This is a genomic window from Halomonas sp. 5021, assembly GCF_036663435.1.
GTDB classification, from domain to species: Bacteria; Pseudomonadota; Gammaproteobacteria; order Pseudomonadales; family Halomonadaceae; genus Vreelandella; species Vreelandella janggokensis.
On the sequence record NZ_JAXOVU010000001.1, the window covers coordinates 44,825 to 64,598 of the forward strand.

The 19,774-nt window shown below is 57.9% G+C and carries 21 protein-coding genes; 13 read left to right on the top strand and 8 right to left on the bottom strand.

The features are described 5' to 3' along the window. Positions 1 to 46: 46 nt before the first annotated feature. The gene (locus R3F64_RS00205; protein ID WP_332609075.1) at positions 47 to 1,057 is read right to left on the bottom strand and encodes a LacI family DNA-binding transcriptional regulator; all 1,011 of its coding nucleotides are present in this window, start codon (positions 1,055 to 1,057) and stop codon (positions 47 to 49) included. 176 nt (positions 1,058 to 1,233) lie between these two features. Between R3F64_RS00205 and R3F64_RS00210 the strand changes: the two genes are divergently transcribed. Continuing rightward, a complete protein-coding gene (locus R3F64_RS00210) occupies positions 1,234 to 2,043 on the top strand; it encodes a methyltransferase domain-containing protein (protein ID WP_268901518.1) in 810 nt (269 codons plus the stop codon). Continuing rightward, complete coding sequence (locus R3F64_RS00215; protein ID WP_332609079.1) at positions 2,040 to 3,047, top strand: methyltransferase; 1,008 nt, start codon at positions 2,040 to 2,042, stop codon at positions 3,045 to 3,047. The genes R3F64_RS00210 and R3F64_RS00215 overlap by 4 nt, the downstream gene beginning before the upstream one ends. Here R3F64_RS00215 and greB read toward each other — a convergent pair whose 3' ends face one another. Beyond that, on the bottom strand, positions 3,048 to 3,584 hold the full coding sequence (gene greB / locus R3F64_RS00220; protein ID WP_085917909.1) for a transcription elongation factor GreB: 537 nt from the start codon (positions 3,582 to 3,584) through the stop codon (positions 3,048 to 3,050). 194 nt (positions 3,585 to 3,778) lie between these two features. On the opposite strand from greB, the gene R3F64_RS00225 reads away from it, so the two are divergent. The 6 genes from R3F64_RS00225 (at position 3,779) to cysN (ending at position 8,886) form a co-directional block, all read left to right on the top strand. Continuing rightward, the gene (locus tag R3F64_RS00225; RefSeq protein ID WP_442786535.1) at positions 3,779 to 4,405 is read left to right on the top strand and encodes a hypothetical protein; all 627 of its coding nucleotides are present in this window, start codon (positions 3,779 to 3,781) and stop codon (positions 4,403 to 4,405) included. A 72-nt stretch (positions 4,406 to 4,477) separates the two neighbouring features. Continuing rightward, positions 4,478 to 5,149 (top strand): NUDIX domain-containing protein, encoded by a 672-nt coding sequence (locus R3F64_RS00230; RefSeq protein ID WP_085917911.1) that lies wholly within the window; start codon positions 4,478 to 4,480, stop codon positions 5,147 to 5,149. 2 nt (positions 5,150 to 5,151) lie between these two features. Beyond that, positions 5,152 to 5,598 (top strand): DUF1249 domain-containing protein, encoded by a 447-nt coding sequence (locus R3F64_RS00235; RefSeq protein ID WP_085917912.1) that lies wholly within the window; start codon positions 5,152 to 5,154, stop codon positions 5,596 to 5,598. Next, positions 5,598 to 6,332: a metallophosphoesterase gene (locus tag R3F64_RS00240; RefSeq protein ID WP_332609083.1), complete on the top strand. Its 735-nt coding sequence runs from the start codon at positions 5,598 to 5,600 to the stop codon at positions 6,330 to 6,332. Before R3F64_RS00235 ends, R3F64_RS00240 begins: the two co-directional genes overlap by 1 nt. 155 nt (positions 6,333 to 6,487) lie before the next feature. Beyond that, positions 6,488 to 7,450 (top strand): sulfate adenylyltransferase subunit CysD, encoded by a 963-nt coding sequence (cysD, locus tag R3F64_RS00245; protein WP_422823549.1) that lies wholly within the window; start codon positions 6,488 to 6,490, stop codon positions 7,448 to 7,450. After that, positions 7,450 to 8,886, top strand: a complete 1,437-nt coding sequence (gene cysN, locus R3F64_RS00250; RefSeq protein WP_085917914.1) for a sulfate adenylyltransferase subunit CysN — start codon at positions 7,450 to 7,452, stop codon at positions 8,884 to 8,886. Before cysD ends, cysN begins: the two co-directional genes overlap by 1 nt. A gap of 103 nt (positions 8,887 to 8,989) precedes the next feature. Here cysN and R3F64_RS00255 read toward each other — a convergent pair whose 3' ends face one another. Genes R3F64_RS00255 through R3F64_RS00265 form a run of 3 tightly spaced genes read right to left on the bottom strand, consistent with a single transcriptional unit; the run spans position 8,990 to position 11,257 of the window. After that, positions 8,990 to 9,799 (bottom strand): substrate-binding domain-containing protein, encoded by an 810-nt coding sequence (locus R3F64_RS00255; RefSeq protein ID WP_085917915.1) that lies wholly within the window; start codon positions 9,797 to 9,799, stop codon positions 8,990 to 8,992. Between the two features lie 34 nt (positions 9,800 to 9,833). Further along, positions 9,834 to 10,556 (bottom strand): ATP-binding cassette domain-containing protein, encoded by a 723-nt coding sequence (locus tag R3F64_RS00260; RefSeq protein WP_332609086.1) that lies wholly within the window; start codon positions 10,554 to 10,556, stop codon positions 9,834 to 9,836. Next, on the bottom strand, positions 10,553 to 11,257 hold the full coding sequence (locus tag R3F64_RS00265; RefSeq protein ID WP_085917917.1) for an ABC transporter permease: 705 nt from the start codon (positions 11,255 to 11,257) through the stop codon (positions 10,553 to 10,555). The genes R3F64_RS00260 and R3F64_RS00265 overlap by 4 nt, the downstream gene beginning before the upstream one ends. A 117-nt stretch (positions 11,258 to 11,374) precedes the next feature. On the opposite strand from R3F64_RS00265, the gene R3F64_RS00270 reads away from it, so the two are divergent. The 4 genes from R3F64_RS00270 to R3F64_RS00285 all read left to right on the top strand — a co-directional run bounded on the left by R3F64_RS00270 (position 11,375) and on the right by R3F64_RS00285 (position 14,808). Further along, positions 11,375 to 12,256: a helix-turn-helix transcriptional regulator gene (locus R3F64_RS00270; RefSeq protein ID WP_199283507.1), complete on the top strand. Its 882-nt coding sequence runs from the start codon at positions 11,375 to 11,377 to the stop codon at positions 12,254 to 12,256. Positions 12,257 to 12,353: 97 nt separating this feature from the next. Then, entirely contained in the window at positions 12,354 to 12,917 is a 564-nt protein-coding gene (locus R3F64_RS00275) for a type 1 glutamine amidotransferase domain-containing protein (RefSeq protein WP_085917919.1), read from the top strand. Further along, a complete protein-coding gene (locus tag R3F64_RS00280; protein WP_085917920.1) occupies positions 12,917 to 14,041 on the top strand; it encodes an App1 family protein in 1,125 nt (374 codons plus the stop codon). The genes R3F64_RS00275 and R3F64_RS00280 overlap by 1 nt, the downstream gene beginning before the upstream one ends. Before the next feature lie 92 nt (positions 14,042 to 14,133). Beyond that, positions 14,134 to 14,808 (top strand): zinc metallopeptidase, encoded by a 675-nt coding sequence (locus R3F64_RS00285; RefSeq protein ID WP_066317710.1) that lies wholly within the window; start codon positions 14,134 to 14,136, stop codon positions 14,806 to 14,808. Positions 14,809 to 14,814: 6 nt separating this feature from the next. On the opposite strand, the gene cmoB is transcribed toward R3F64_RS00285, so the two are convergent. From cmoB to cmoA, 3 genes are read right to left on the bottom strand one after another with little or no spacing between them, the layout of a single operon-like run. Further along, complete coding sequence (gene cmoB, locus R3F64_RS00290) at positions 14,815 to 15,801, bottom strand: tRNA 5-methoxyuridine(34)/uridine 5-oxyacetic acid(34) synthase CmoB (RefSeq protein WP_332609089.1); 987 nt, start codon at positions 15,799 to 15,801, stop codon at positions 14,815 to 14,817. Positions 15,802 to 15,816: 15 nt separating this feature from the next. Further along, positions 15,817 to 17,247: a phospholipase D-like domain-containing protein gene (locus R3F64_RS00295; protein ID WP_268901508.1), complete on the bottom strand. Its 1,431-nt coding sequence runs from the start codon at positions 17,245 to 17,247 to the stop codon at positions 15,817 to 15,819. After that, entirely contained in the window at positions 17,244 to 17,984 is a 741-nt protein-coding gene (gene cmoA / locus R3F64_RS00300; RefSeq protein WP_332609093.1) for a carboxy-S-adenosyl-L-methionine synthase CmoA, read from the bottom strand. Before cmoA ends, R3F64_RS00295 begins: the two co-directional genes overlap by 4 nt. 95 nt (positions 17,985 to 18,079) lie before the next feature. Here cmoA and pgi point away from each other — a divergent pair, with 95 nt between their 5' ends. Then, complete coding sequence (gene pgi / locus R3F64_RS00305; protein WP_085917927.1) at positions 18,080 to 19,774, top strand: glucose-6-phosphate isomerase; 1,695 nt, start codon at positions 18,080 to 18,082, stop codon at positions 19,772 to 19,774.

The following is a 19,774-nucleotide window of genomic DNA, read 5'->3' on the forward strand; positions in this document are numbered from 1 at the left end:
GGAACGATACCATTTTTGCGACTCTTTTCTAGCGATGCCTTGGAAATTAGCGCAGGGTGGAGCCCCGCTCAATCAGGCCAGGGGCAAAACTCACCGTGGTCGGCATTGCCGATATATGGGGTGCAATGCGATGCATCAAACATTCAATTGCCGCTTTGCCGATCGCATCGGTGGGCTGGCCAAGGGTGGTGATGCCGGGAGGCACTAAGGCGCACCAATCGAGTTCATCAATCCCCATCAAGCCTGTCTTGCCAAGTGTTAAGCCCAACTGCTGAAAAAGGGCAGTCACTGCTAGGGTGGCATTACCGTTACCACACAAAACGGCACAAGCGTGCTGTTGGTGGTCGGCTAAAAAGTCGCTTAGCATTTGCTGCGATGCAGTGCCATCTTCGGTGGTAAGCAGTAATGTCGCGTGATGCAGCCCGCGTAGTTCGGCAGCTTGGTGAAAACGCGACAAACGTCGTTGACGCGTGCTTGATTGTTCGGGCGCTTCGCTGACATACAGTACGGCTTGGTAGCCCTGGGCGCACAAGTGTTCGAGCGCCATATCAACCGCCAGGTGATTATCGAGCCCGACCACTTCCGCCTCCACATGGTCGACGTCGCGGTCTAGCAGCACAATAGGGGTTCCCTGACTCATAATGGTATGCAGCTGGTGTTCGGGGCTGCCGGATGCATTCACCACCAAGCCTTCCACTTGATAGGCGCCAAGCAGGTCTAGATGCTGGCGCTCCTGCTCAGGGTCATTGTCGGTATTACACACGACTAGCGAGTAGCCGTATTGGCGGCAAGCTTGCTCGACACCGTGGGTGATGGCTACTGAAAACGGATTGCGGATATCGGCGACCAACATTCCGATCAATTTCGAGTGCCCCCCTTTTAAGCCGCGTGCCATTTGATTCGGGTGGTAGCCAAGGGTCCCTGCCGCCTGGGCGATGCGCCTTTTGAGGGAAGGCGATAGCCGGTCATGCTCTTCGCCAAAATAGCGCGAAACGCTGGTTTTAGAGGTGCCTGCCAATTTGGCAACTTCGATGAGGGTAGCTCGGGATGAAGGCATAAAAATGGATTGATATAAATGGTAACGTTCCCAAAGTAGGGCTTTTCGATTTGAAAGGCAATACGCGTACATTAGTTGATAACATTAACCCGTTCCTCATCTCCCCTAGAGTGACAAGCGTTATATTCTTCAGAAAGGTAAACTACATGGCTTTGATACAACGCTCGGCCCATTGAATGCATCCACATTATGAATTGACCCAAGCGGGCGATCGTTATTTCGACGGCCTGGTCGACAAGTTTTCACGATCGCTCTACCAGGCGCCCAGAGGCGAGTTGCGCCTGGCGATGCTCGACTATTTATTGCCGCAAATGCTGAATTTACAGCAGCAGGCGGTATTGGATATCGGCGGTGGCCTGGGCCAGCAAACTGCGTGGTTTGCAGAGCGAGGGCATAAGGTCACGATGGCAGAGCCCTCTGGCGAAATGTTGGACCATGCAAAAAACTGGCATCGTGATGCCAATGAGCTGCCCAGCGATGCGATTGAGTACCTGCAGGCGCCTCTGCAAACGATTGGGCAGCACGCCCCAGGTCCCTGGCCACTCATTGCCTGCCACGCGGTACTGGAATGGCTCGGCGAGCCGCGTTTGGCCATGCAAACGCTGGCGAGCCTGCTCGCCCCAGGCGGTCAACTGAGTCTCATGGTGTTTAACCGTGATGCGCTGCGTTTTTCCAATGCCATGAAAGGTAACTTACAAAAAGCCTTAAGCGACCAGCTTGAGGGTCAGGGCAGGGGCCAGCGACTGACGCCCATTTCGCCCATCACCCACGACCAGGTTGTGCAGTGGAGCGGGGAAAATGGCTTGGTTGTTGAGTCGGTAGCCGGTATTCGAGTCTTTCAGGACTATTTACGCCAGCCCGCGTTAGCGCCACGCGAGCGCGACACGCTGCTGGCGCTGGAAAAATGCTACTGCCGACAGGACCCCCACTGGCGCCTGGGTCGCTACTTGCTTTATACCCTCAGCAAACCGGAGACCGTCGAATGAGTGCCCAAACGCCTGCCTGCCAACTGCTTGAACGACAGCCAGCGCGCGATGAGCCGCTCTGGGGAGTCGGTCCGCCGTTGGATCCCTGGTTGGTTGAGCAATCAACGGGTGTTGTCAGCGCTGACTTGGCTGTGCTTGACGCTTGGCGCGCTCGGGGTAAATCAGCGTTTAGCCCGTTTGTGGATGAGCATGTTGAGTACCTGGCAGGCGAGGTGGTGCTGTTCTGGCCCAAAGCCCATCAGTTGGGTATCTGGTGGCTGGAGTGGCTATGTGAGGTATTGCCAGGTGACACGCCGGTAGAGGTTGTCGGTGAGCATAATGGAGGCATCAAGCGCGTCCCCAAGTTGCTCGCTGAGCGGGGCATGGAGTGCGACAAGCTGGATAACGCCCGACGCTGCTCGCTATTTGCCACCCGCACGGTAAAGCTCGCTTCCAAGGACGATGTTTGGACGCGTTTCGACGCGCTGGGTCTGGCACTGATCAGCCACCCGGGCGTATTCGGGCATGGCAAGGTCGACGAAGGCACCCGGCTACTCCTGAACGTCCTGGAGAGCGAACTTCCCAGCACACCACTCATCAACCCTCTGCACGTGCTGGATATGGGCTGCGGTGACGGGATTATCAGCGCGTGGCTAGCCCGTCGCGGGCATCAGGTCACCGCGGTGGATGTCAGTGCGTTTGCGGTTGAGTCGACCCAGCGAACGCTGAGGGTCAACGGGCTCGAAGGCCGCGTATTGCAAAGTGATGTATTCAGTGCTTTGCAGGGCGAACACTTTGATCTTATCGTCAGCAATCCGCCTTTTCACCAGGAGCGTGATGTCAGCTATGGGCCAAGCCAGCGCCTGATCAGTCAGGCGCCGACCCACTTGACGTCAGCGGGCCAATTATTGCTGGTTGCCAATGCGTTCTTGCCCTATCCGGACCGGCTCCAGAACGCATTTGGGCAGTTCCAGACCCTGGCGGATAATCGCCGTTTCAGGGTCTATCGCGCCCAGCAGTATTAATTACCGTTCGGGGGCATAGTCAATGGCTGTCACGGTGTAGAACGTCTCGCCGTTGGGCGTGAGCACTGTTATATCCTCGCCCACTTCCTTGCCCAGCAAGGCCTTGGCCATGGGAGCATCGATACTGATCCAGCGTTTTTGCGTATCGGTTTCATCGTGGCCAACAATGCGTAGAGACAGCGTTTCACCTTCTTCGTCTTCCAGGCTGACAAAGGCGCCAAAAAATATTTTTTGCGTGTTGGCGGGCAGGCGGTCGACCACCTGGAGCTCATCCAGACGCTTGGTGAGGTATCGAATCCGGGCGATGACGCGATTGAGTTCCTTCTTGTTGTAGGTGTAATCGGCGTTTTCACTGCGATCACCCTGGGCGGCCGCTTCGCCCACTTTCGCCGAAATTTGCGGGCGTTTTACCCGCGAGAGATGGTCCAGAATGCCTCTCAGGCGTGCTGCACCCTCAGCGGTAATCAGGTTGCTTTTAGGTTCCTGGCGCGGGTCTTTTGCCGGATCGCGCCAACGTGTCATGTTGCGGCCTTTCATTGCCAACTCCCTTCTGGTTAGGCGATCCCCACTTTAACGCGATTTGCCTCAGGACGGCCAAACGTCGCGTCGAATGATTTGCGACTGGCGATTAATTCAAACGTTCGTTACATTGTCCGGGTGGCTTATTTTGCCGACTGGCAGTTATCCGACAACAACAAGCTAAGGAGTTGATAATGGTTCATTCAAACCTGATGCGCTATTTCGCAATGACCGCGCTCAGCAGTTCGCTGGCGCTCGCGTCGTTTAACGCGGTGGCTTATGAAAGCGAGCTGTTCTCGCTTAAGAACCGCTGGGAGCATACGGTAACGGAGATGCCTGAAAGTGAGCGGGAAGAAGCGCTCAGTGGCCTGGCCGACGAAGTGACACAGCTTGCTGAGCAGCATAGCGACGAAGCCGACGTGTTGGTCTGGAAAGGGGTGGTATTGGCCGCTTATGCCCGTGAACGAGGTGGTCTTGGTGCTTTGGGCGTTGCCAAAGACGCCCGGAATACCCTCGAACGTGCTGTCGAGATCGATCCGCAAGGCAATAATGGCTCTGCCTATGTGACGTTGGGGGCGCTATACGACCGCGTACCCGGTGGGCTGATTGGTTTTGGCGATAGTGATACGGCAGACAAGATGTTTCAGCGGGCCTTGCAGATTCGTCCTGACGGCATCGATGTCAACTATTACTACGCGACCTTCCTCCAGGAAGAAGGCAATACCCAGGCGGCTCGGGAGCATGCCCAGCGCGCCTTGAATGGCACCGCCCGCGAGGGTCGCCAACAGTCCGATGAAGCGTTGCGCCGTGACGCCGAAGCGTTGCTTGGTGAACTATAACTCCTTCCACAAATTGGCATTCCCGGTGGCAAGCATTGATAATAGGACAATTGTTATCACCGGGAGCGCCTTATGGCATCCAGCGCCAGCACGTCTCTGCTCAACACGCCGCTAGGCCGCGAAGATGTTGAACTGCATAAACGTGAAACCCTGCACCAGGGCTTTTTCCGCCTGGAGGCGTTAGAGCTTCGTCATCGCCTGTTTGAAGGCGGGTGGAGCGACGTCATGCGTCGCGAGGTCCATCAACGCTTTGATGCCGTGGGGGTGCTGCTTTACGACCCCGCGCGCGATAACCTGGTGTTGGTTGAACAGTTCCGTGCCGGTGCCGTTGACGATCCGCACACGCCATGGAAGCTTGAGCTCGTGGCCGGCCTCGTCGAGCAGGACGAGTCACTGGAAGATGTTGCCCGTCGTGAATCTCTGGAAGAGGCCGGGTGTCATGTGGGCCAATTGACTAAACTGCACTCCTATTACCCCAGTCCAGGCGCCTGTAACGAACGCGTGACACTGTTCTGCGGCTTGATCAATACGCAGGGGGTGGGCGGGGTTCATGGCCTGGCTGAAGAACATGAAGATATTCGCGTCCATGTGGTGTCTTTTCCCACTGCATGGGAACTCTTGGGCCAGGGAAGACTCGACAACGCCATGTGCTTGATTGCACTGCATTGGCTGGCAGGCCAGCGGGCGTCTTTACGCGCCGCTTCCCGCCCAATACCCCCGCAGGGCGAAACCGACGAGGAGTGAGCATGGCGAAAATGGCTTATGTCACCGATTTGAAGACGCTCCAAGCCGAGTGCAGCGCCAACTATTTGCGACTGGTTCGCCTGGTGGGTGACCTGGAAGGCGACCAGCAACGCAACATTGCCTTGCGCGGCGATGACCAGGATTTCGGTGTTTTACAACTCAAGATTTTGCAAAACGCCCCTTACACCACCATGTTGGAAGTGTCGCAAAGCAGTCCGATGGATACCTTGTGGGAAGGGCCTCGCATGCGTGTGCATCTTTACCACGACGTCCGCATGGCAGAAGTCACCGATTTTCAGCGCGAGCGCCACTTTAGAGGGCGTTACCGCTACCCTAATGCGCGGATGCACCAGCCGGATGAAAAGCTTCAGTTGAATCGCTTTCTCGGCGAATGGCTGGCTCATGCCCTGGCACATGGACACACCGTTGATGTACCGGAGCTTCCCTGATGCGCCTGGTGCAAATCACCGATGCCCACCTGTACGCGGATAAACAAGCGCGTTCCCGCGCGGGAGTGCCCTGGCATCACCTACAGCGGGTGCTGCAGGCGGCCATCGCTGAGCGACCCGACTTCGTGGTGTTGACCGGTGATGTCAGTCAGGACGAAACAGCGACCTCTTATGCACTGGCCAGTGAGGCGATGTCGCAGTTGCCCTGTCCGTGGGCCTGGATGGCGGGTAATCACGACCAGCCCGCGCTGATGCAAGCAGAACATCCGCTGGTCGATGAGGTGTCGTTGCCGCCCTGGCGCCTACTGCTGCTGCACACCCCGGTTGAGGGGGAGCCCTATGGTGAACTGGGCCGTGACGCCTTGGCGACGCTATCGTCAAAGCTTGAAGGAGATCGCCGACCGACCTTGATCGCGATGCATCATCCTCCCGTTGAGGTGGGAGCGACCTGGATGGATGCCATTGGTTTGCAGGACCGCGATGCGTTCTGGGAGGTCATCAGCGCGTTTCCCCAGGTCAAGGTCATCCTGTTTGGTCACGCCCATCAGACATATACCCAGCGCCATGTAGCCGGTACACATGATGTTGCCGTTTATGGCTGCCCGGCGATTGCCGATCAATTCATGCCTGGGGCAGAACACTTTATGATTGATGAGGCATCACGCCCCGGTTATCGCATCGTTGATTTCCACGACCAGCAGTGGGAAACCCGGGTCGAGCGTGTCACGGTTTAGCCGTCAAAACGGCTTTTTGATCTTATAGGCAGTAAAAGAATAAAAAGATAGTTATTAATTCTTTTGGGTTATTATCGACAAGACGTTACCCTACCCACATCTTAGCGCTCAGCTTTTGCGCAGTGCACAGGTTTGTTTTTGTGAGGTAGTCGGCCATGTCCCAGTTTTCCAATCTTTCAGCCGCGTCGCGGCCTGAAATGCCCGGTGCGCCTAGTGCTGCGCGCATGACGCACTTGAAGCAGCTCGAAGCGGAATCGATCCATATCATTCGCGAAGTCGCCGCCGAGTTTTCCAATCCGGTGATGATGTACTCCATCGGCAAAGATTCCTCAGTGATGCTGCACCTGGCGCGCAAGGCGTTTTACCCCGGCACGCCCCCGTTCCCGCTGATGCATATAGACACCACCTGGAAATTCCGCGAGATGATCGAGTTCCGCAACCGCATGGCGGCAGAGGCGGGCATGGAGCTTATCGTCCACACCAACGAAGAAGGTCGTGCGGCGAACATCAACCCGTTTGACCACGGCAGTGCCAAGTACACCGACATCATGAAAACCCAGGCGCTCAAGCAGGCGCTGGACAAGCATGGGTTTGACGCCGCCTTTGGCGGTGCCCGGCGTGATGAAGAAGCGTCCCGTGCCAAGGAACGTGTCTACTCCTTCCGCGATAAATACCACCGCTGGGACCCGAAAAAACAGCGCCCGGAGCTGTGGAATATCTACAACGCCAAGGTCAACAAGGGCGAATCGATTCGCGTGTTCCCGCTTTCCAACTGGACCGAGTTGGATATCTGGCAGTACATCTATCTGGAATCGATCCCCATTGTGCCGTTGTACCTGTCAGCCCCACGCCCGGTGGTCGAGCGTGACGGCATGCAGATCATGGTCGACGACGACCGCATGCCGCTGGAGCCGGGCGAAGTGCCGGAAGAAAAGTGGGTGCGTTTCAGAACCCTGGGCTGCTACCCGCTCACCGGCGCGGTGGAATCCAAAGCCGCCACCTTGCCCGAGGTCATCCAGGAAATGCTGCTGACCAAAACCAGCGAACGCAGCGGCCGCGCCATCGACCACGACCAGGCCGGCTCGATGGAAAAGAAAAAGCGTGAGGGGTACTTTTAATGTCACACCAATCCAACTTGATTGCCGACAACATCGAGCAATATCTGCACGAACACGAAAACAAGGACCTGCTGCGCTTCATCACCTGCGGCAGTGTCGATGACGGCAAGTCCACGCTGATTGGCCGAATGCTGCACGATTCCAAAATGATTTTTGAGGATCAACTGGCGGCGATCACCCAGGCGTCCAAAACCAGCGGTACCACCGGTGATACCGTTGATCTGGCGCTGCTGGTCGATGGCCTGCAGTCGGAGCGCGAGCAGGGCATTACCATCGATGTGGCGTATCGGTTTTTCTCCACCGATAAGCGCAAGTTCATTATCGCCGATACCCCGGGACACGAGCAGTACACCCGCAACATGGCCACCGGCGCCTCTACCGCGAGCCTGGCGGTGATCCTGATTGACGCGCGCTACGGCGTGCAGACGCAAACCCGCCGCCACAGCTTCATTGCCGATTTGCTGGGTATCCAGCATCTGGTCATTGCAGTCAACAAGATGGATCTGGTCGATTTCTCCGAGCAGCGCTTTAACGAAATCGTCGAAGAATATCGTGCTTTCGCCACCAATCTGAACGCCCCCGATATTCGCTTTGTGCCGATGTCGGCGCTCAACGGCGACAACGTCGTCAATCCCAGCGAGCAGACACCCTGGTATTACACCGCGGGCTACGAAGGCAAAACGCTGATTGAGCTGCTGGAAAGCGTCGAGGTCACGTATGACCAGAACCTTACCGATCTGCGTTTGCCGGTGCAGTATGTTAACCGGCCCAACCTTGATTTTCGCGGCTATTGCGGCACCTTGGCAGCGGGCGTGTTGCGCCCTGGCCAAGCCGTGAAGGTGCTGCCTTCGGGGAAAACCTCGCGCGTCGAGCGGATCGTGACCTTTGAGGGGGACTTGACGGCGGCGTATCCGGGGCAGGCCATTACCGTTACGCTGGACGATGAAATCGATATTTCCCGGGGCGACTGGCTCGTCAGCGCCGAGGAAGAGTTGCCGCTGTCAAATGCTTTTGAAGCGGATATTGTCTGGATGCATGAAGATGCGCTGGCGCCGGGCAAACTGTATGACTTCAAGCTCGCCACGCGGGACCTGTCAGGGCAAGTCAGCGCGGTTGACTACCAGATCGACGTGAACACCCTTGAAAAGCACGCCGCGGATTCGCTGAGCTTGAATGCCATCGCCCGCTGCGAAGTCGAATTGACGGCGGCGATCCCTGTTGACAGTTATCGCAGCAGCCCTGGTACCGGCAGCTTTATCATTGTCGATCGGCTGACCAACGTGACCGTCGGTGCGGGGATGATCCGTGGCGTCGCCAAGGCGTCAGGCAGTGGTCCAGAGAAAACCGATTGGGCGGCGTTTGAGCGCGATCTCAACGCCCTGGTGCGTAAGCATTTTCCGCATTGGGAAGCCAAGGATATTCGCCAGCTGCTGTAGGTTTTTACCTGGCATCAACTGGGTAAGATAAGCAATGTGGTTATATAGAAGCCCCTCTGGCAGCATGCCTGAGGGGCTTTTTTATCGATGACTTGTCGGTAGGTTATTCCGCGTTGGGGAAAAACAGCTGTTGGCCATCGACCTCGTAATCAGCGATGGCGGCTTGGCCCTCTTCTGAGACCAGCCATTCATGCCACTGGGCGGCAAGGTCATGCTTCAAGTGAGGGTGGCGCTCTTCCGAGATCAGCAAGCTGCCATACTGATTAAAAAGCGCCTCATCGCCTTCAAACAGTAAGGTCAAGTCCTGCGGGTTTTCAAAAGACACCCAGGTAGCGCGGTCAGTGAGGGTGTAGGCGTTCATGCCCGCTGCCGTATTGAGTGTCGGCCCCATACCGCTGCCCAGCTCGCGGTACCACTCGCCTTGCGGGTTAACGTCGGCGTCTTCCCATAAACGCAGCTCGGCACGGTTGGTGCCGCTGTCATCACCCCGCGAGGCAAAGGCCGACTCGCTTTCGGCAATGCGCTGCATGGCTTCTTCGACGGTCTCGCTGCTTTGAATGTCGGCGGGATCATCGCTTGGGCCGACGATCACGAAGTCGTTGTACATGACATTCAGGCGCTCGGTGGCATAACCCTCTGCGACAAACTGCTCCTCGCCTGCCGTGTCGTGAACCAGCAGGCTGTCGGCGTCGCCGCGCCGGGCGGTTTCAAACGCCTGGCCGGTGCCTACGGCCACCACCCGGACATCAATATCGGTCTTGTCGGTAAACTGGGGAATGATGGCATCAAATAGCCCCGAATTTTCCGTCGACGTGGTGGAGGCCAGTGTGATGTAGTCGTCATCGGCCAGCGCCAGACCTCCCCAGGCCAGGCTTAGCAGGCTTGCGCTGGTGATGATCGCTGTCTTTTTCATGTCACGATTCCTTCTTTTTGCGAGATGCTCAGGGTTACCAAACCAGCTCACCCTGGATAAATGCGCGACCCTCTGACGAGCGAGGCGCGGAGAAAAATGTCTCGGTGGAGGTGTGTTCCCTCAATTGACCGTTATGTAAAAACACCACGTCATCGGCCAGGCGTTTGGCCTGATGCAAGTCATGAGTCGTCATCACAATGCGGGTGCCGCTTGCGTGAAACGCCATAACGGCATCTTCCACGGCTTTGATTGCTGCCGGGTCCAGGGCCGAGGTGGCTTCATCCAGAAACAGCACATCGGGGTTGAGCAGCCAGGCGCGGGCCAGGGCAAGCCGCTGCTGCTCGCCACCCGAGAGTACTCGGGCCGGACGATGGGCGAGGGAGGTTAAACCGAAGGTGTCGAGCGCTTGATAGGCACGCGCTTTACGCTGGGCACGGGGCACTTTATGGATACCCAGGACGTAGGTGAGGTTATCAATCGCTGAGCGGCGAAGCAGCACCGGCCGTTGGAACACCATCGCCTGTACCGGGGTAGGGCCTTGCCAGTAGATACGTCCAGTCGTTGGGGTAAGTAGTCCGTGAGCCAAGCGCATCAGCAGGCTCTTGCCCGCGCCGTTTGGGCCCATGATGACCGTACGACGACACCCCGACAGTGTCAGCGAGGTGGGGGCCAAAAGCGATTGGCCGCGGTGTTCAAAGCTGACGCTATCGAGCTGCAGGTCGGCGATAGGCGCGAGTATGGACGTTGGTGCATTCATCCCAAGCGCCTCTTGGCCGTTTCGCCCATCAGGTGGGCCATCGCATTAATCAGTGTCACCAATGCCAGTAGAATAATACCCAGCCCGAGTGCCAGAGGCAGATTGCCCTTGCTGGTTTCCAGCACGATGCTGGTGGTCATGACCCGCGTCACACCCTCGATATTGCCGCCCACAATCATTACCGCACCGACTTCAGCGCTGGCACGCCCAAACCCCGCCAGCATGACGGTGACCAGCCCAACGCGGGCGTCCCAGAGCAGGGTGGGCATCATTCTCGCGGTGGATAAGCCCAGTGACTGGAGCTGTTCGGCGTATTCGCCGTGTAATGCCTCGATTTGTTGGCGCGTCAAAGAGGCAATAATCGGTAGCACTAACACCCATTGGGCCACCACCATGGCGGTGGGGCTGAACAGTAGCCCCCATTCGCCCAGTGGTCCGGCGCGCGAGAGCAGCAGATAAACACACAGCCCGGCGACAACGGGGGGGAGGCCCATCAAGGCGTTCAACACGATAATCACACCGTTGCGACCGGGAAAGCGCCAAAGCGCCAGAGCGGCACCCAGCGGTAAGCCCACAAGCGCGGCGAGCGCAACGGCCACAAGCGATACCTGCAGCGACAACGACACAATCGCGAACAGGTCGCTATCCATGTGCAGAATAAGCTGTAGCGCGGTTAAAAAAGCATTATCGCTAGCGGGCATAATCAATAGTCAGCATGATGTGGTGTAGGTAGGCAGCATGATCGTTAATATGCAAAGATGCACCCTATGCTGAAATTGGTGCAGCTATATGCAGCATAAAACACTGAGGGTCTGCCGTTGAGCGTCAATTATTTAACCACCAGCGAAGTGGCCGACTATTTACGGCTTAAGGAGCGCAAGGTCTACGACCTGGTGCGCCAGGGTCAGATACCTTGTAGCCGTGTGACGGGGAAATTGCTCTTTCCTCGCCAACAGATTGATTTATGGGTGCTCAACCATCTGGAAGGGGATCAGGCCCAACGCCAACCGCCGCCTGCAGTGGTAGCCGGTAGCCAGGATCCGTTACTGGAATGGGCCATCCGCGAAAGTCGCTCCGACTTGGCCAGCTTGTTTCATGGCAGCGGCGACGGCGTTCGTCGCCTGCTGGAGGGTCGCGCCATGGTTGCCGGGGTGCACTTGCTCGATCCTGACAGCGGTCAATACAACCAGCCGCATTTATTGGGGTTGGGCGGCGTAAAAGATTTGGTTGTGTTGCGCTGGGCAATCCGGCGCCAGGGGTTATTGATTCCCGCTGGGAATCCATTAGGGATTAACAGTGTGGCCGACCTGACGCGCCCCAAGATACGCGTTGCTCACCGCCAACCCGGTGCCGGTGCCGCTCGGTTGTTAACTTACCTGCTCGGCAAAGCGGGCATCATGACAACGTCGGTTGATTGGGCGGCTCACCCGAGTCTGAACGAAGACGATTTGGCGCTGAGCGTGCTGCAAGGGGAGGCGGATGTCGGGCTCGGCGTTGAAGCAGCGGCGCGGCGTCAGCAACTGGGTTTTATCCCGCTTTACGATGAGCAGTTCGATTTAATGATGCATCGCCGCAGCTACTTCGAGCCGAGCATGCAGGCGCTATTGGCGTTTACCCGTCAGCCCCGGTTTGCTCAGCGTGCTAAGGCACTTGGGGGCTACGACATTCGTCAGATGGGCGAGGTGCTGTACAACGCCTAGCGCCCCGCGCATTGGGTATTTGGCTTGACGATTATACAACAGATGCCACACTGGTTAGGTGTTGTTAACGTCTAATCATCACGAAAAGGAGAGCATGATGAGTCAAGCACTAAATGGAAAACGCGTTGCTATTCTGGCGACCGATGGCTTTGAAGAATCCGAATTAAGCGTTCCCCGTGCGGCACTTCAGAAAAATGGCGTTGAGGTGCATGTAGTCACGCCTGAAGGGAAAGGTATTCGTGCCTGGGCCGAGACTGATTGGGGAGACACCTATGATGCCGATGTGGCCCTTGCTGACGTCAACGAATCTGACTATCACGCCTTAGTCCTGCCGGGCGGTCTGTTTAATCCTGATGCGCTACGCCTCAATGATGATGCGCTGAATTTTGCGAAAGCGTTCTTTCAGGCAGGTAAGCCGGTAGCGGCTATTTGCCATGCCCCCTGGATTCTGATTAATGCGGGTGTCGTAGAAGGGCGTCGCATGACCTCGGTGGCGAGCGTCGCCCAGGATCTGCGTAATGCGGGTGCCAACTGGGTAGATGAGCCTGTCGTGGTCGATAGCGGTCTGGTCACCAGTCGCACGCCCAAAGACCTTGATGACTTTAATGCGAAGCTTCTGGAAGAACTTCAAGAAGGACGTCATTCAGGCCAGCACGCTTGATGAAGGTGTTTCGCCAGTGGTCAAGCTTCGTTAAGCGGCTTACCCATGTGATTGCCAAGCCCATGAAACGCGATCTTGGCCGCGGCGGCATGATGGTTCACCCCTATCGTGGCTACGGGTCTCAACGAGAAATCTTCGTCATGGGCAGGGTGTTCCGTCAGGCCGCCCTGGGCCGCGCCATTCCCAGGCGGGGCATGCTGCGCGACACAGCTGACGTCGCCAGGCGTGTCTTTCGTCGCGGATTTTCCGGCGCGGCTATCGAACTTTCCCTAGGTGAAAATCAGCTGTGTGTGACGACCGACCGCGATGGCTACTTCAATGTCCACCTGCCGATCAGTCATCCTCTTCCTATCGATGTTTCCTGGCATGTTGCAGACATAAAGGTTCAGGCTGAAGGCCAGCGGCCCGTTAACACCCAGGTAGAAATTTACGTACCGCCGCCCGAGGCAGACTTGGTGGTGATCAGTGATATTGATGACACCGTGATGTTCACCGGCGTGGCTGAAAAGCTCAAGATGCTGTACCGCCTGTTTGTGCGCAAGCCGCACCGCCGTACTGCATTTCCTGGAGTTGCTTCCCTCTATCAGGCGCTGCATCGCGGTGCCAGCGATAAAGCCGAACGGCCTATTCTGTATGTTTCCCGCGGGCCTTGGGCTATCTATGAAATGCTGGAAGCATTTTTTCAACTCAACCGCATTCCGGTAGGCCCTATTCTTTTTTTGCGGGAATGGGGTATTTCGTGGCGCCATCCCTGGCCGAGGCGAGGGGAGGCACACAAGCGGGATCTGATCGATCATATGCTGGCGCTATTCGATGACATGCCTTGTATTTTGATAGGCGACAGCGGTCAGCATGACCCTGAGGTGTATAGTGAGGTTGTCCGCGATTACCCTGGGCGTATAAAGGCCATTTATATTCGCCGTGTTGATCAAGACCCCGCTCGAGAAGAAGCTATCCAGCATTTACGCAACGAACTGGCCGACACCGACTGCCAGCTGGTACTGGCCGCCGATAGCGTGCTGATCGCCGAGCATGCTCATGCGGAAGATTATATATCGGCGCGAGGACTTCAGGCGGTCAAGCGTGACGTGGCCGCAAGCTATCAGGAGGCTGCCAGCGAATAAAATAGGCACTTTCATCCTTCCCGGTCGTCACGTCCTGTAGAAAAGATGTTTAATAGGTCATGTCAATTCGTTTTGGGGGGCTGGGAACCATGATGTTCGTTGTGCTGATTATCTTCGCCCTGGCGATTTTTGTGCTGCCTAACCTGTGGGCCAAATGGGTACTCAAGCGCCACACTCGGGGACGTGACGACTATCCCGGTACCGGCGCCGAGCTTGCCGATCATTTGCTGCGCCGACTGGGCATAGAGGGAGCGAGTGTCGAGCGCACTGAATTCGGTGACCATTATGACCCTGAAACACGCTGCGTCCGTCTTTCTCCGGATAATTACGATGGACGTTCACTGACCGCCGTCACGGTGGCCGCCCATGAAGTTGGGCACGCCATTCAGCATCACCAAGGTTACGCGCCGCTATTGGCGCGCAGTCGTCTGGTGAAAGTGGCGCAAAAAGCTGAAAAACTGGGCGCGATATTGATGATGGCGGCGCCGTTTCTGTTTCTACTCACTCGGTTGCCGGGCGGGCTGGCGGTGATCATCGTCATGGCCGTGATCAGCTTCGGCACCGCGGCACTGGTGCATCTGGTCACCTTGCCCGTCGAGTTTGATGCCAGCTTCAACCGGGCCCTGCCGCTACTGAAGGAATATGTGCCCCCCAACGATATGCACGGCGCCCGGCATGTGCTGACGGCCTGCGCCTTCACCTATGTAGCGGCGTCGCTTGCCAGCGTGATGAACCTGGGCCGCTGGCTGGTGATTTTGCGCAGGTAAATGGTGTTACCCCGGCTTATTCGCCAATATCACCGCCCGGCGCGGAGCAGGGTAGCCTTCGATGGTGCGGGTACGGTCGTCTGGATCGAGGAAATCGGCCAGCGACTGGTACGTCATCCAGTCGGTGGAGCGCTGCTCGTCAAGGGTGGTGACTGCTTCATCCACCACGCGCACATTGGTAAAGCCGCAGCGCTCGAGCCAGTGGCATAGCGCCTTGGAGGAGGGCAGGAAGTAAACGTTGGGCATGGCGGCGTAGCGTTCGCCGGGCATAAACACCGTCTGCTGATCGCCTTCCACCACCAGGGTCTCCAGCACCAACTCGCCGCCAGGCGCCAAAGCGGCCTTTAGCTGCTGAATGTGCTCCAGCGGCGCGGGGCGGTGGTAGAGCACGCCCATGGAAAAGGCCGTATCGAAAAAGCCCAGGTTTTCCGGTACGTCTTCGATGCCCACCGGTAAGAACTGCGTTCTGCCGCCGTCTGCATCGCCCACGAAATGGCGTACCGCCTGGAACTGCCAGTAAAAGCGCGGTGAAGGGTCAATGACCAGCACAAAAGCTGCACCTGCCCCGGCCATCCGCCAGGCGTGGTAACCGCTACCTCCGCCCACATCGAGCACTTTGCGGTATTCGAGCGGTGCCAGGTGGGGGGCCACGCGCTGCCACTTCCAGTCGGAGCGCCATTCGGTGTCGATATGGATGCCACCCAATTGAAAAGGGCCTTTCCGCCAGGGTGCAAGCTTTCTCAGCAGGTTGAAACACTGGCGCTTTTGGCTGTCGGTGAGGTCAATGTCGACAGTCACGGTGTCGCTGTTCAGGTCGACGCGCCGCTCGCTTGGCAGCGCGGGCAGTTTGGCCACGGCTTTTTCCCAGGCGGGCAAGTCGCCGTGGCGGTTGCGGTCGAGGCCGCGCGCCAATTGCTCGGGCAGACGTGCCAGCCAGGTGTCCAGACCCTGGTCAATAAAGGCGTGGTAGAGCTCGCGGTGGGGGTGGGGCATGGGTGTCTCGCTGTCTTAAAAAGTGCACCAGCCGCTGGCTTCCATCAGTCGATACTGCCAGTAGCGCCAACGAGAGGCGTCCAGGTAAGCCTCGGGGCCGGTGCTGTAATGCTCGGTGTCGGTATTATGCCAGTGGCGTTCGAAGGCTGCGCGGGCCTCGTGGATAATCTCATCATCGCTGTCGGCGACCCACTCGAGATTGGCTTCGAAGTTGAGGTCGTTAAGGCTACGCCGGGTATAGTTGGCCGAACCCAGCAGCAGGTGGGCGGGGCGCTTGCCAGCATGGCGCAGCAATACTTTGCCATGCGCCTGCTCGCCGTGGGTATCACTCCAGCGTAGCTGGATGTCGGCGTTGATCAGGTCGTTGGCCGCCTGGCGGTTGGGAATACCGCTGCCGGAGACGCCAAAGGCATGGTGGTTGGGGTCGAGAAGCACGCGTACCTTAACGCCCCTTGCCGCGGCTCTGACCACGGCCGCGATCACGCGACGGTGAGAGAGGTAGAGTATCTCGATATCGAGCCTCTCGTCTGCGTGGGCGTCGTCGATGATCGCCAGCGAAGCGCGTTTGATGGCGCCTTCGCTAAGCAGGCGTAGGCGCGGAGTGTCGCCACTTTTGTCGCTAGTGGCTGCCGTCGGCTGGACGTGGGCGATGGGGACGCCGCTGAGGGCGGCAATTTCGCACTCGGAGGCAAGCAGGTCGATGGCGGTATCGCCGGAGACCCGCAGCGCCACGTCCCGGTAGTCGCTGCTGCCGTCATCGGCGTTGGCTGAGCTGACCACGGCGGTCCAGCGATCACCTTCGTCCACTACCAGGGTCTTACGATGGTTGGCGTTGAGGTTAAGCAGGTTCAGGTAACTGCGAAGACCGACCTTGCCCTGGCCGATAGGGTTGGGTAGCCAGCCGGCCCGGGGCGAGTGGCGCAGCCAGCGAAAGCTCAGCCGCCAAAGCGCGGTCCAGCTTGGGTTGGGGTCACGCCCGATCGTTAGGTCGGTGGTGGCGACCCGGATGCCAGCCGCTTCAAGTGCTTGATGGTGGCTAAGCTCGAGCCCGCCGTAGACGGCGTTGATAGGATCGGTAATTACCACTATCTCGATATCAGGGCGCTGGTGCTTGCGGTTCAGCAGGGCGTCACGCATTGCCACGGAAATCTGGCGATGGCAGTCGTGGCGGTCGTCGGCGGGGTCGTTGAACTGGAACATATCCAATACCACCAGCTTTTTGGCCTGGCCAATCAGGCGCAACATCTCGTCGAAAATCTGCTGTCGGCAGTGGCGTTGGCCGTCGGCATCGACAAAGGTTTCGTCGAGAAGCAACTGCGATGCAACAGGCGACCGCCACTTGCCCTCGACACTCAGGCCGGATGGCAAGGGCTTGCGCGAGTGCCACCAAACGGTGGCTACATAGAGCGCCAGCGCGGCCCCGGTCAGGACGACCCAGATACTCATGGCTTGAAGGCGATCAAGGAGGCGAAGTTGAGGTATTGGAACCAGGTCATCGAGCGCGGAAAGCCGGCTTGCTTCAGGCGGTCATGAAGAACTTCAAGGGTGTCCGGCACCAGCACGTTCTCGAGGGCAGTACGCTTTTGGCTGATTTCCAAATCGCTGTAGCCATTGGCGCGCTTGAAATCGTGGTAGCGCTCGACCCGCCAGGCGTTGTCGCGTTCGTCGGCGTCGACAGTCTTTTCCGATAGAATCAGCACGCCTCCGGGCTCGAGCGCATCGAACAGCCTACTCAAGAGGGCATCGCGGTCATCGGGCGGCAAAAACTGCAGCGTAAAGTTGAGAATGATCATCCCCGAAGGCGCATACTCAAGCGTACGAATATCAGCTTCTTCCACCTGCATGACATAGTCGGCGCACTCATCGGCAAACGTTTGCCGAGCCTGTTTTACCATGGCAGGGGAAAGATCGATTCCGGTATAGCGAAAGGCGTCGGCAGGCAGCGCGCCGGCAAGTGCCAGCCCCGAAGCACCCAGCGAACAGCCCAGATCGTAGACGTGGGCGCCGTGGCGGAGATGTCGCTGGGCGATCAGGCTCAGCATGCCGAGGATTTGCCCGTAGCCGGGCACCGAACGGCGGATCATGTCGGGAAAGCACGCGACCACCTGTTCGTCAAAGGAGAACCTTGCCACTTTATCCAAGGGTGTCGAAAAGATAGCGTCGCGGTAAGATGCATCACTCATGGTCAAGCCAGGATTATTAATGAGGTTGCGTAGTTTACGCGCCCTTGGTAAGCCAGAACAGACCCAGCACGGAACGATGCCACAGGAGAGGGCAAATGGCTGCATCATCACGCACAACCCCTGATTCGCTACCCGCATGGCAAACGCTGAAACAGCACGCCCAGTCGCTGGAACATGTGCATCTGAAAAACCTGTTTGGCAACGACCCTGGCCGCTGGACGCACTTTACACGCGAGGTGGCAGGCTTGACCCTGGATCTTTCCAAGCAGCGCTGGGACGACGATACCCTTGAGCATCTGCTGGCGCTGGCGGATGAGGCGGGGGTGCCTGGGGCGATCGAGGCGCTGCTGAGCGGCAAGCGTGTCAACATCAGCGAAAACCGCCCGGCCTTGCACACGGCCCTGCGGTTGCCGCCGGGGGCGAGCCTGGACGTGGAAGGGGAAGACGTAGCGACGGCAGTACATGAAAGCCTGTCGCAAATGGAGCGCTTGGTAGAGCGTCTACATGCGGGCCAGTGGCGTGGTGCCACCGGCAAGCCGATCCGCCACGTGGTGAATCTGGGGGTCGGCGGGTCCGATCTAGGGCCACTGATGGTCACCCACGCGCTGGCCGACTACCGTCCTGATGATATTCACCCAGTGGAGGTTCATTTCGCCTCGACCATGGATGGCTCACAGCTTGCCGATTACCTGACGCGCTTTAACCCCGAAACCACGCTATTTGTGTTGTCGTCGAAGTCGTTTACCACCATTGATACGCTGTCCAACGCCAATACCGCCCGCGACTGGCTGATAGGGCGGCTGTCGAAGCACGGTGAGCTACCCAGCGCCAATCCGGTCAGTGACGAATTGATCATTCGTCAGCACTTTATCGGTGTGTCGGCAAGCCCTGATAAAATGAGCGAATGGGGTATCACCCCCGACCATCAACTGATGTTCTGGGAGTGGGTCGGTGGACGTTATTCGCTTTGGGGGACCATTGGTCTGCCGATTGCGCTGGTGGTGGGCATGGAGAATTTCCGCGAGCTGTTAGCCGGCGCCCATGCCATGGACCGTCACTTTCAGGAGGCGCCTTTGGCTGAAAATGTGCCGGTTCTGCTCGGGCTGGCGGGTATCTGGAACGTCAACTTCCTGGATATTCGCGCTCACTCGATTTTGCCTTATGACGGTCGTCTGGAGTATTTTGCTGCCTACCTTGAGCAGTTGGAGATGGAGTCCAACGGTAAGTCAGTGACCGGTCAGGGGCAGGCGGTCAATTATTCCACCTGTCCGGTGCTTTGGGGGCAGTTGGGGCCCAATGCCCAGCATGCGTTCTATCAACTGCTCCATCAGGGGACCCAACCGGTTGTATGCGACTTTATCGCGCCGCTTAAGCGTTACGATGAGGTGGAAGACCCGGATACCCGCCGCCACCTGAAATCCCAGCATCGGCTGGCATTGGCCAATTGCTTTGCCCAATCGCGGGTACTGATGCTCGGTGACGACGCGATTGATGACGATGGCCCGCGCCCGGCGCATAAACGCTATCGGGGAAATCAGCCGTCGACCACGGTGCTGCTGGACAAGCTGACCCCGGCAACCCTGGGTTCGCTGATTGCGCTCTACGAGCATAAGGTGTTTGTCCAGGCGGTCATCTGGGATATCAATCCGTTTGACCAGTGGGGCGTGGAGCTAGGCAAGCAGATTGCCACCGATACCCGGAAAATTATCGACCATCAGGGTGACCTGTCGCGACTGGATGCATCCAGTCGCGGCTTGATTGAAGCCTTTTGGGCGGCTGAGCAGGAGTGA

What these genes read in the sequence shown, in the direction of transcription:
- R3F64_RS00205 (WP_332609075.1), bottom strand. Translation starts at nt 1,057, where the DNA reads ATGCCTTCATCCCGAGCTACCCTCATCGAAGTTGCCAAATTGGCAGGC.
- R3F64_RS00210 (WP_268901518.1), top strand. Translation starts at nt 1,234, where the DNA reads ATGCATCCACATTATGAATTGACCCAAGCGGGCGATCGTTATTTCGAC.
- R3F64_RS00215 (WP_332609079.1), top strand. Translation starts at nt 2,040, where the DNA reads ATGAGTGCCCAAACGCCTGCCTGCCAACTGCTTGAACGACAGCCAGCG.
- greB (WP_085917909.1), bottom strand. Translation starts at nt 3,584, where the DNA reads ATGAAAGGCCGCAACATGACACGTTGGCGCGATCCGGCAAAAGACCCG.
- R3F64_RS00225 (WP_442786535.1), top strand. Translation starts at nt 3,779, where the DNA reads ATGCGCTATTTCGCAATGACCGCGCTCAGCAGTTCGCTGGCGCTCGCG.
- R3F64_RS00230 (WP_085917911.1), top strand. Translation starts at nt 4,478, where the DNA reads ATGGCATCCAGCGCCAGCACGTCTCTGCTCAACACGCCGCTAGGCCGC.
- R3F64_RS00235 (WP_085917912.1), top strand. Translation starts at nt 5,152, where the DNA reads ATGGCGAAAATGGCTTATGTCACCGATTTGAAGACGCTCCAAGCCGAG.
- R3F64_RS00240 (WP_332609083.1), top strand. Translation starts at nt 5,598, where the DNA reads ATGCGCCTGGTGCAAATCACCGATGCCCACCTGTACGCGGATAAACAA.
- cysD (WP_422823549.1), top strand. Translation starts at nt 6,488, where the DNA reads ATGTCCCAGTTTTCCAATCTTTCAGCCGCGTCGCGGCCTGAAATGCCC.
- cysN (WP_085917914.1), top strand. Translation starts at nt 7,450, where the DNA reads ATGTCACACCAATCCAACTTGATTGCCGACAACATCGAGCAATATCTG.
- R3F64_RS00255 (WP_085917915.1), bottom strand. Translation starts at nt 9,799, where the DNA reads ATGAAAAAGACAGCGATCATCACCAGCGCAAGCCTGCTAAGCCTGGCC.
- R3F64_RS00260 (WP_332609086.1), bottom strand. Translation starts at nt 10,556, where the DNA reads ATGAATGCACCAACGTCCATACTCGCGCCTATCGCCGACCTGCAGCTC.
- R3F64_RS00265 (WP_085917917.1), bottom strand. Translation starts at nt 11,257, where the DNA reads ATGCCCGCTAGCGATAATGCTTTTTTAACCGCGCTACAGCTTATTCTG.
- R3F64_RS00275 (WP_085917919.1), top strand. Translation starts at nt 12,354, where the DNA reads ATGAGTCAAGCACTAAATGGAAAACGCGTTGCTATTCTGGCGACCGAT.
- R3F64_RS00280 (WP_085917920.1), top strand. Translation starts at nt 12,917, where the DNA reads ATGAAGGTGTTTCGCCAGTGGTCAAGCTTCGTTAAGCGGCTTACCCAT.
- R3F64_RS00285 (WP_066317710.1), top strand. Translation starts at nt 14,134, where the DNA reads ATGTTCGTTGTGCTGATTATCTTCGCCCTGGCGATTTTTGTGCTGCCT.
- cmoB (WP_332609089.1), bottom strand. Translation starts at nt 15,801, where the DNA reads ATGCCCCACCCCCACCGCGAGCTCTACCACGCCTTTATTGACCAGGGT.
- R3F64_RS00295 (WP_268901508.1), bottom strand. Translation starts at nt 17,247, where the DNA reads ATGAGTATCTGGGTCGTCCTGACCGGGGCCGCGCTGGCGCTCTATGTA.
- cmoA (WP_332609093.1), bottom strand. Translation starts at nt 17,984, where the DNA reads ATGAGTGATGCATCTTACCGCGACGCTATCTTTTCGACACCCTTGGAT.
- pgi (WP_085917927.1), top strand. Translation starts at nt 18,080, where the DNA reads ATGGCTGCATCATCACGCACAACCCCTGATTCGCTACCCGCATGGCAA.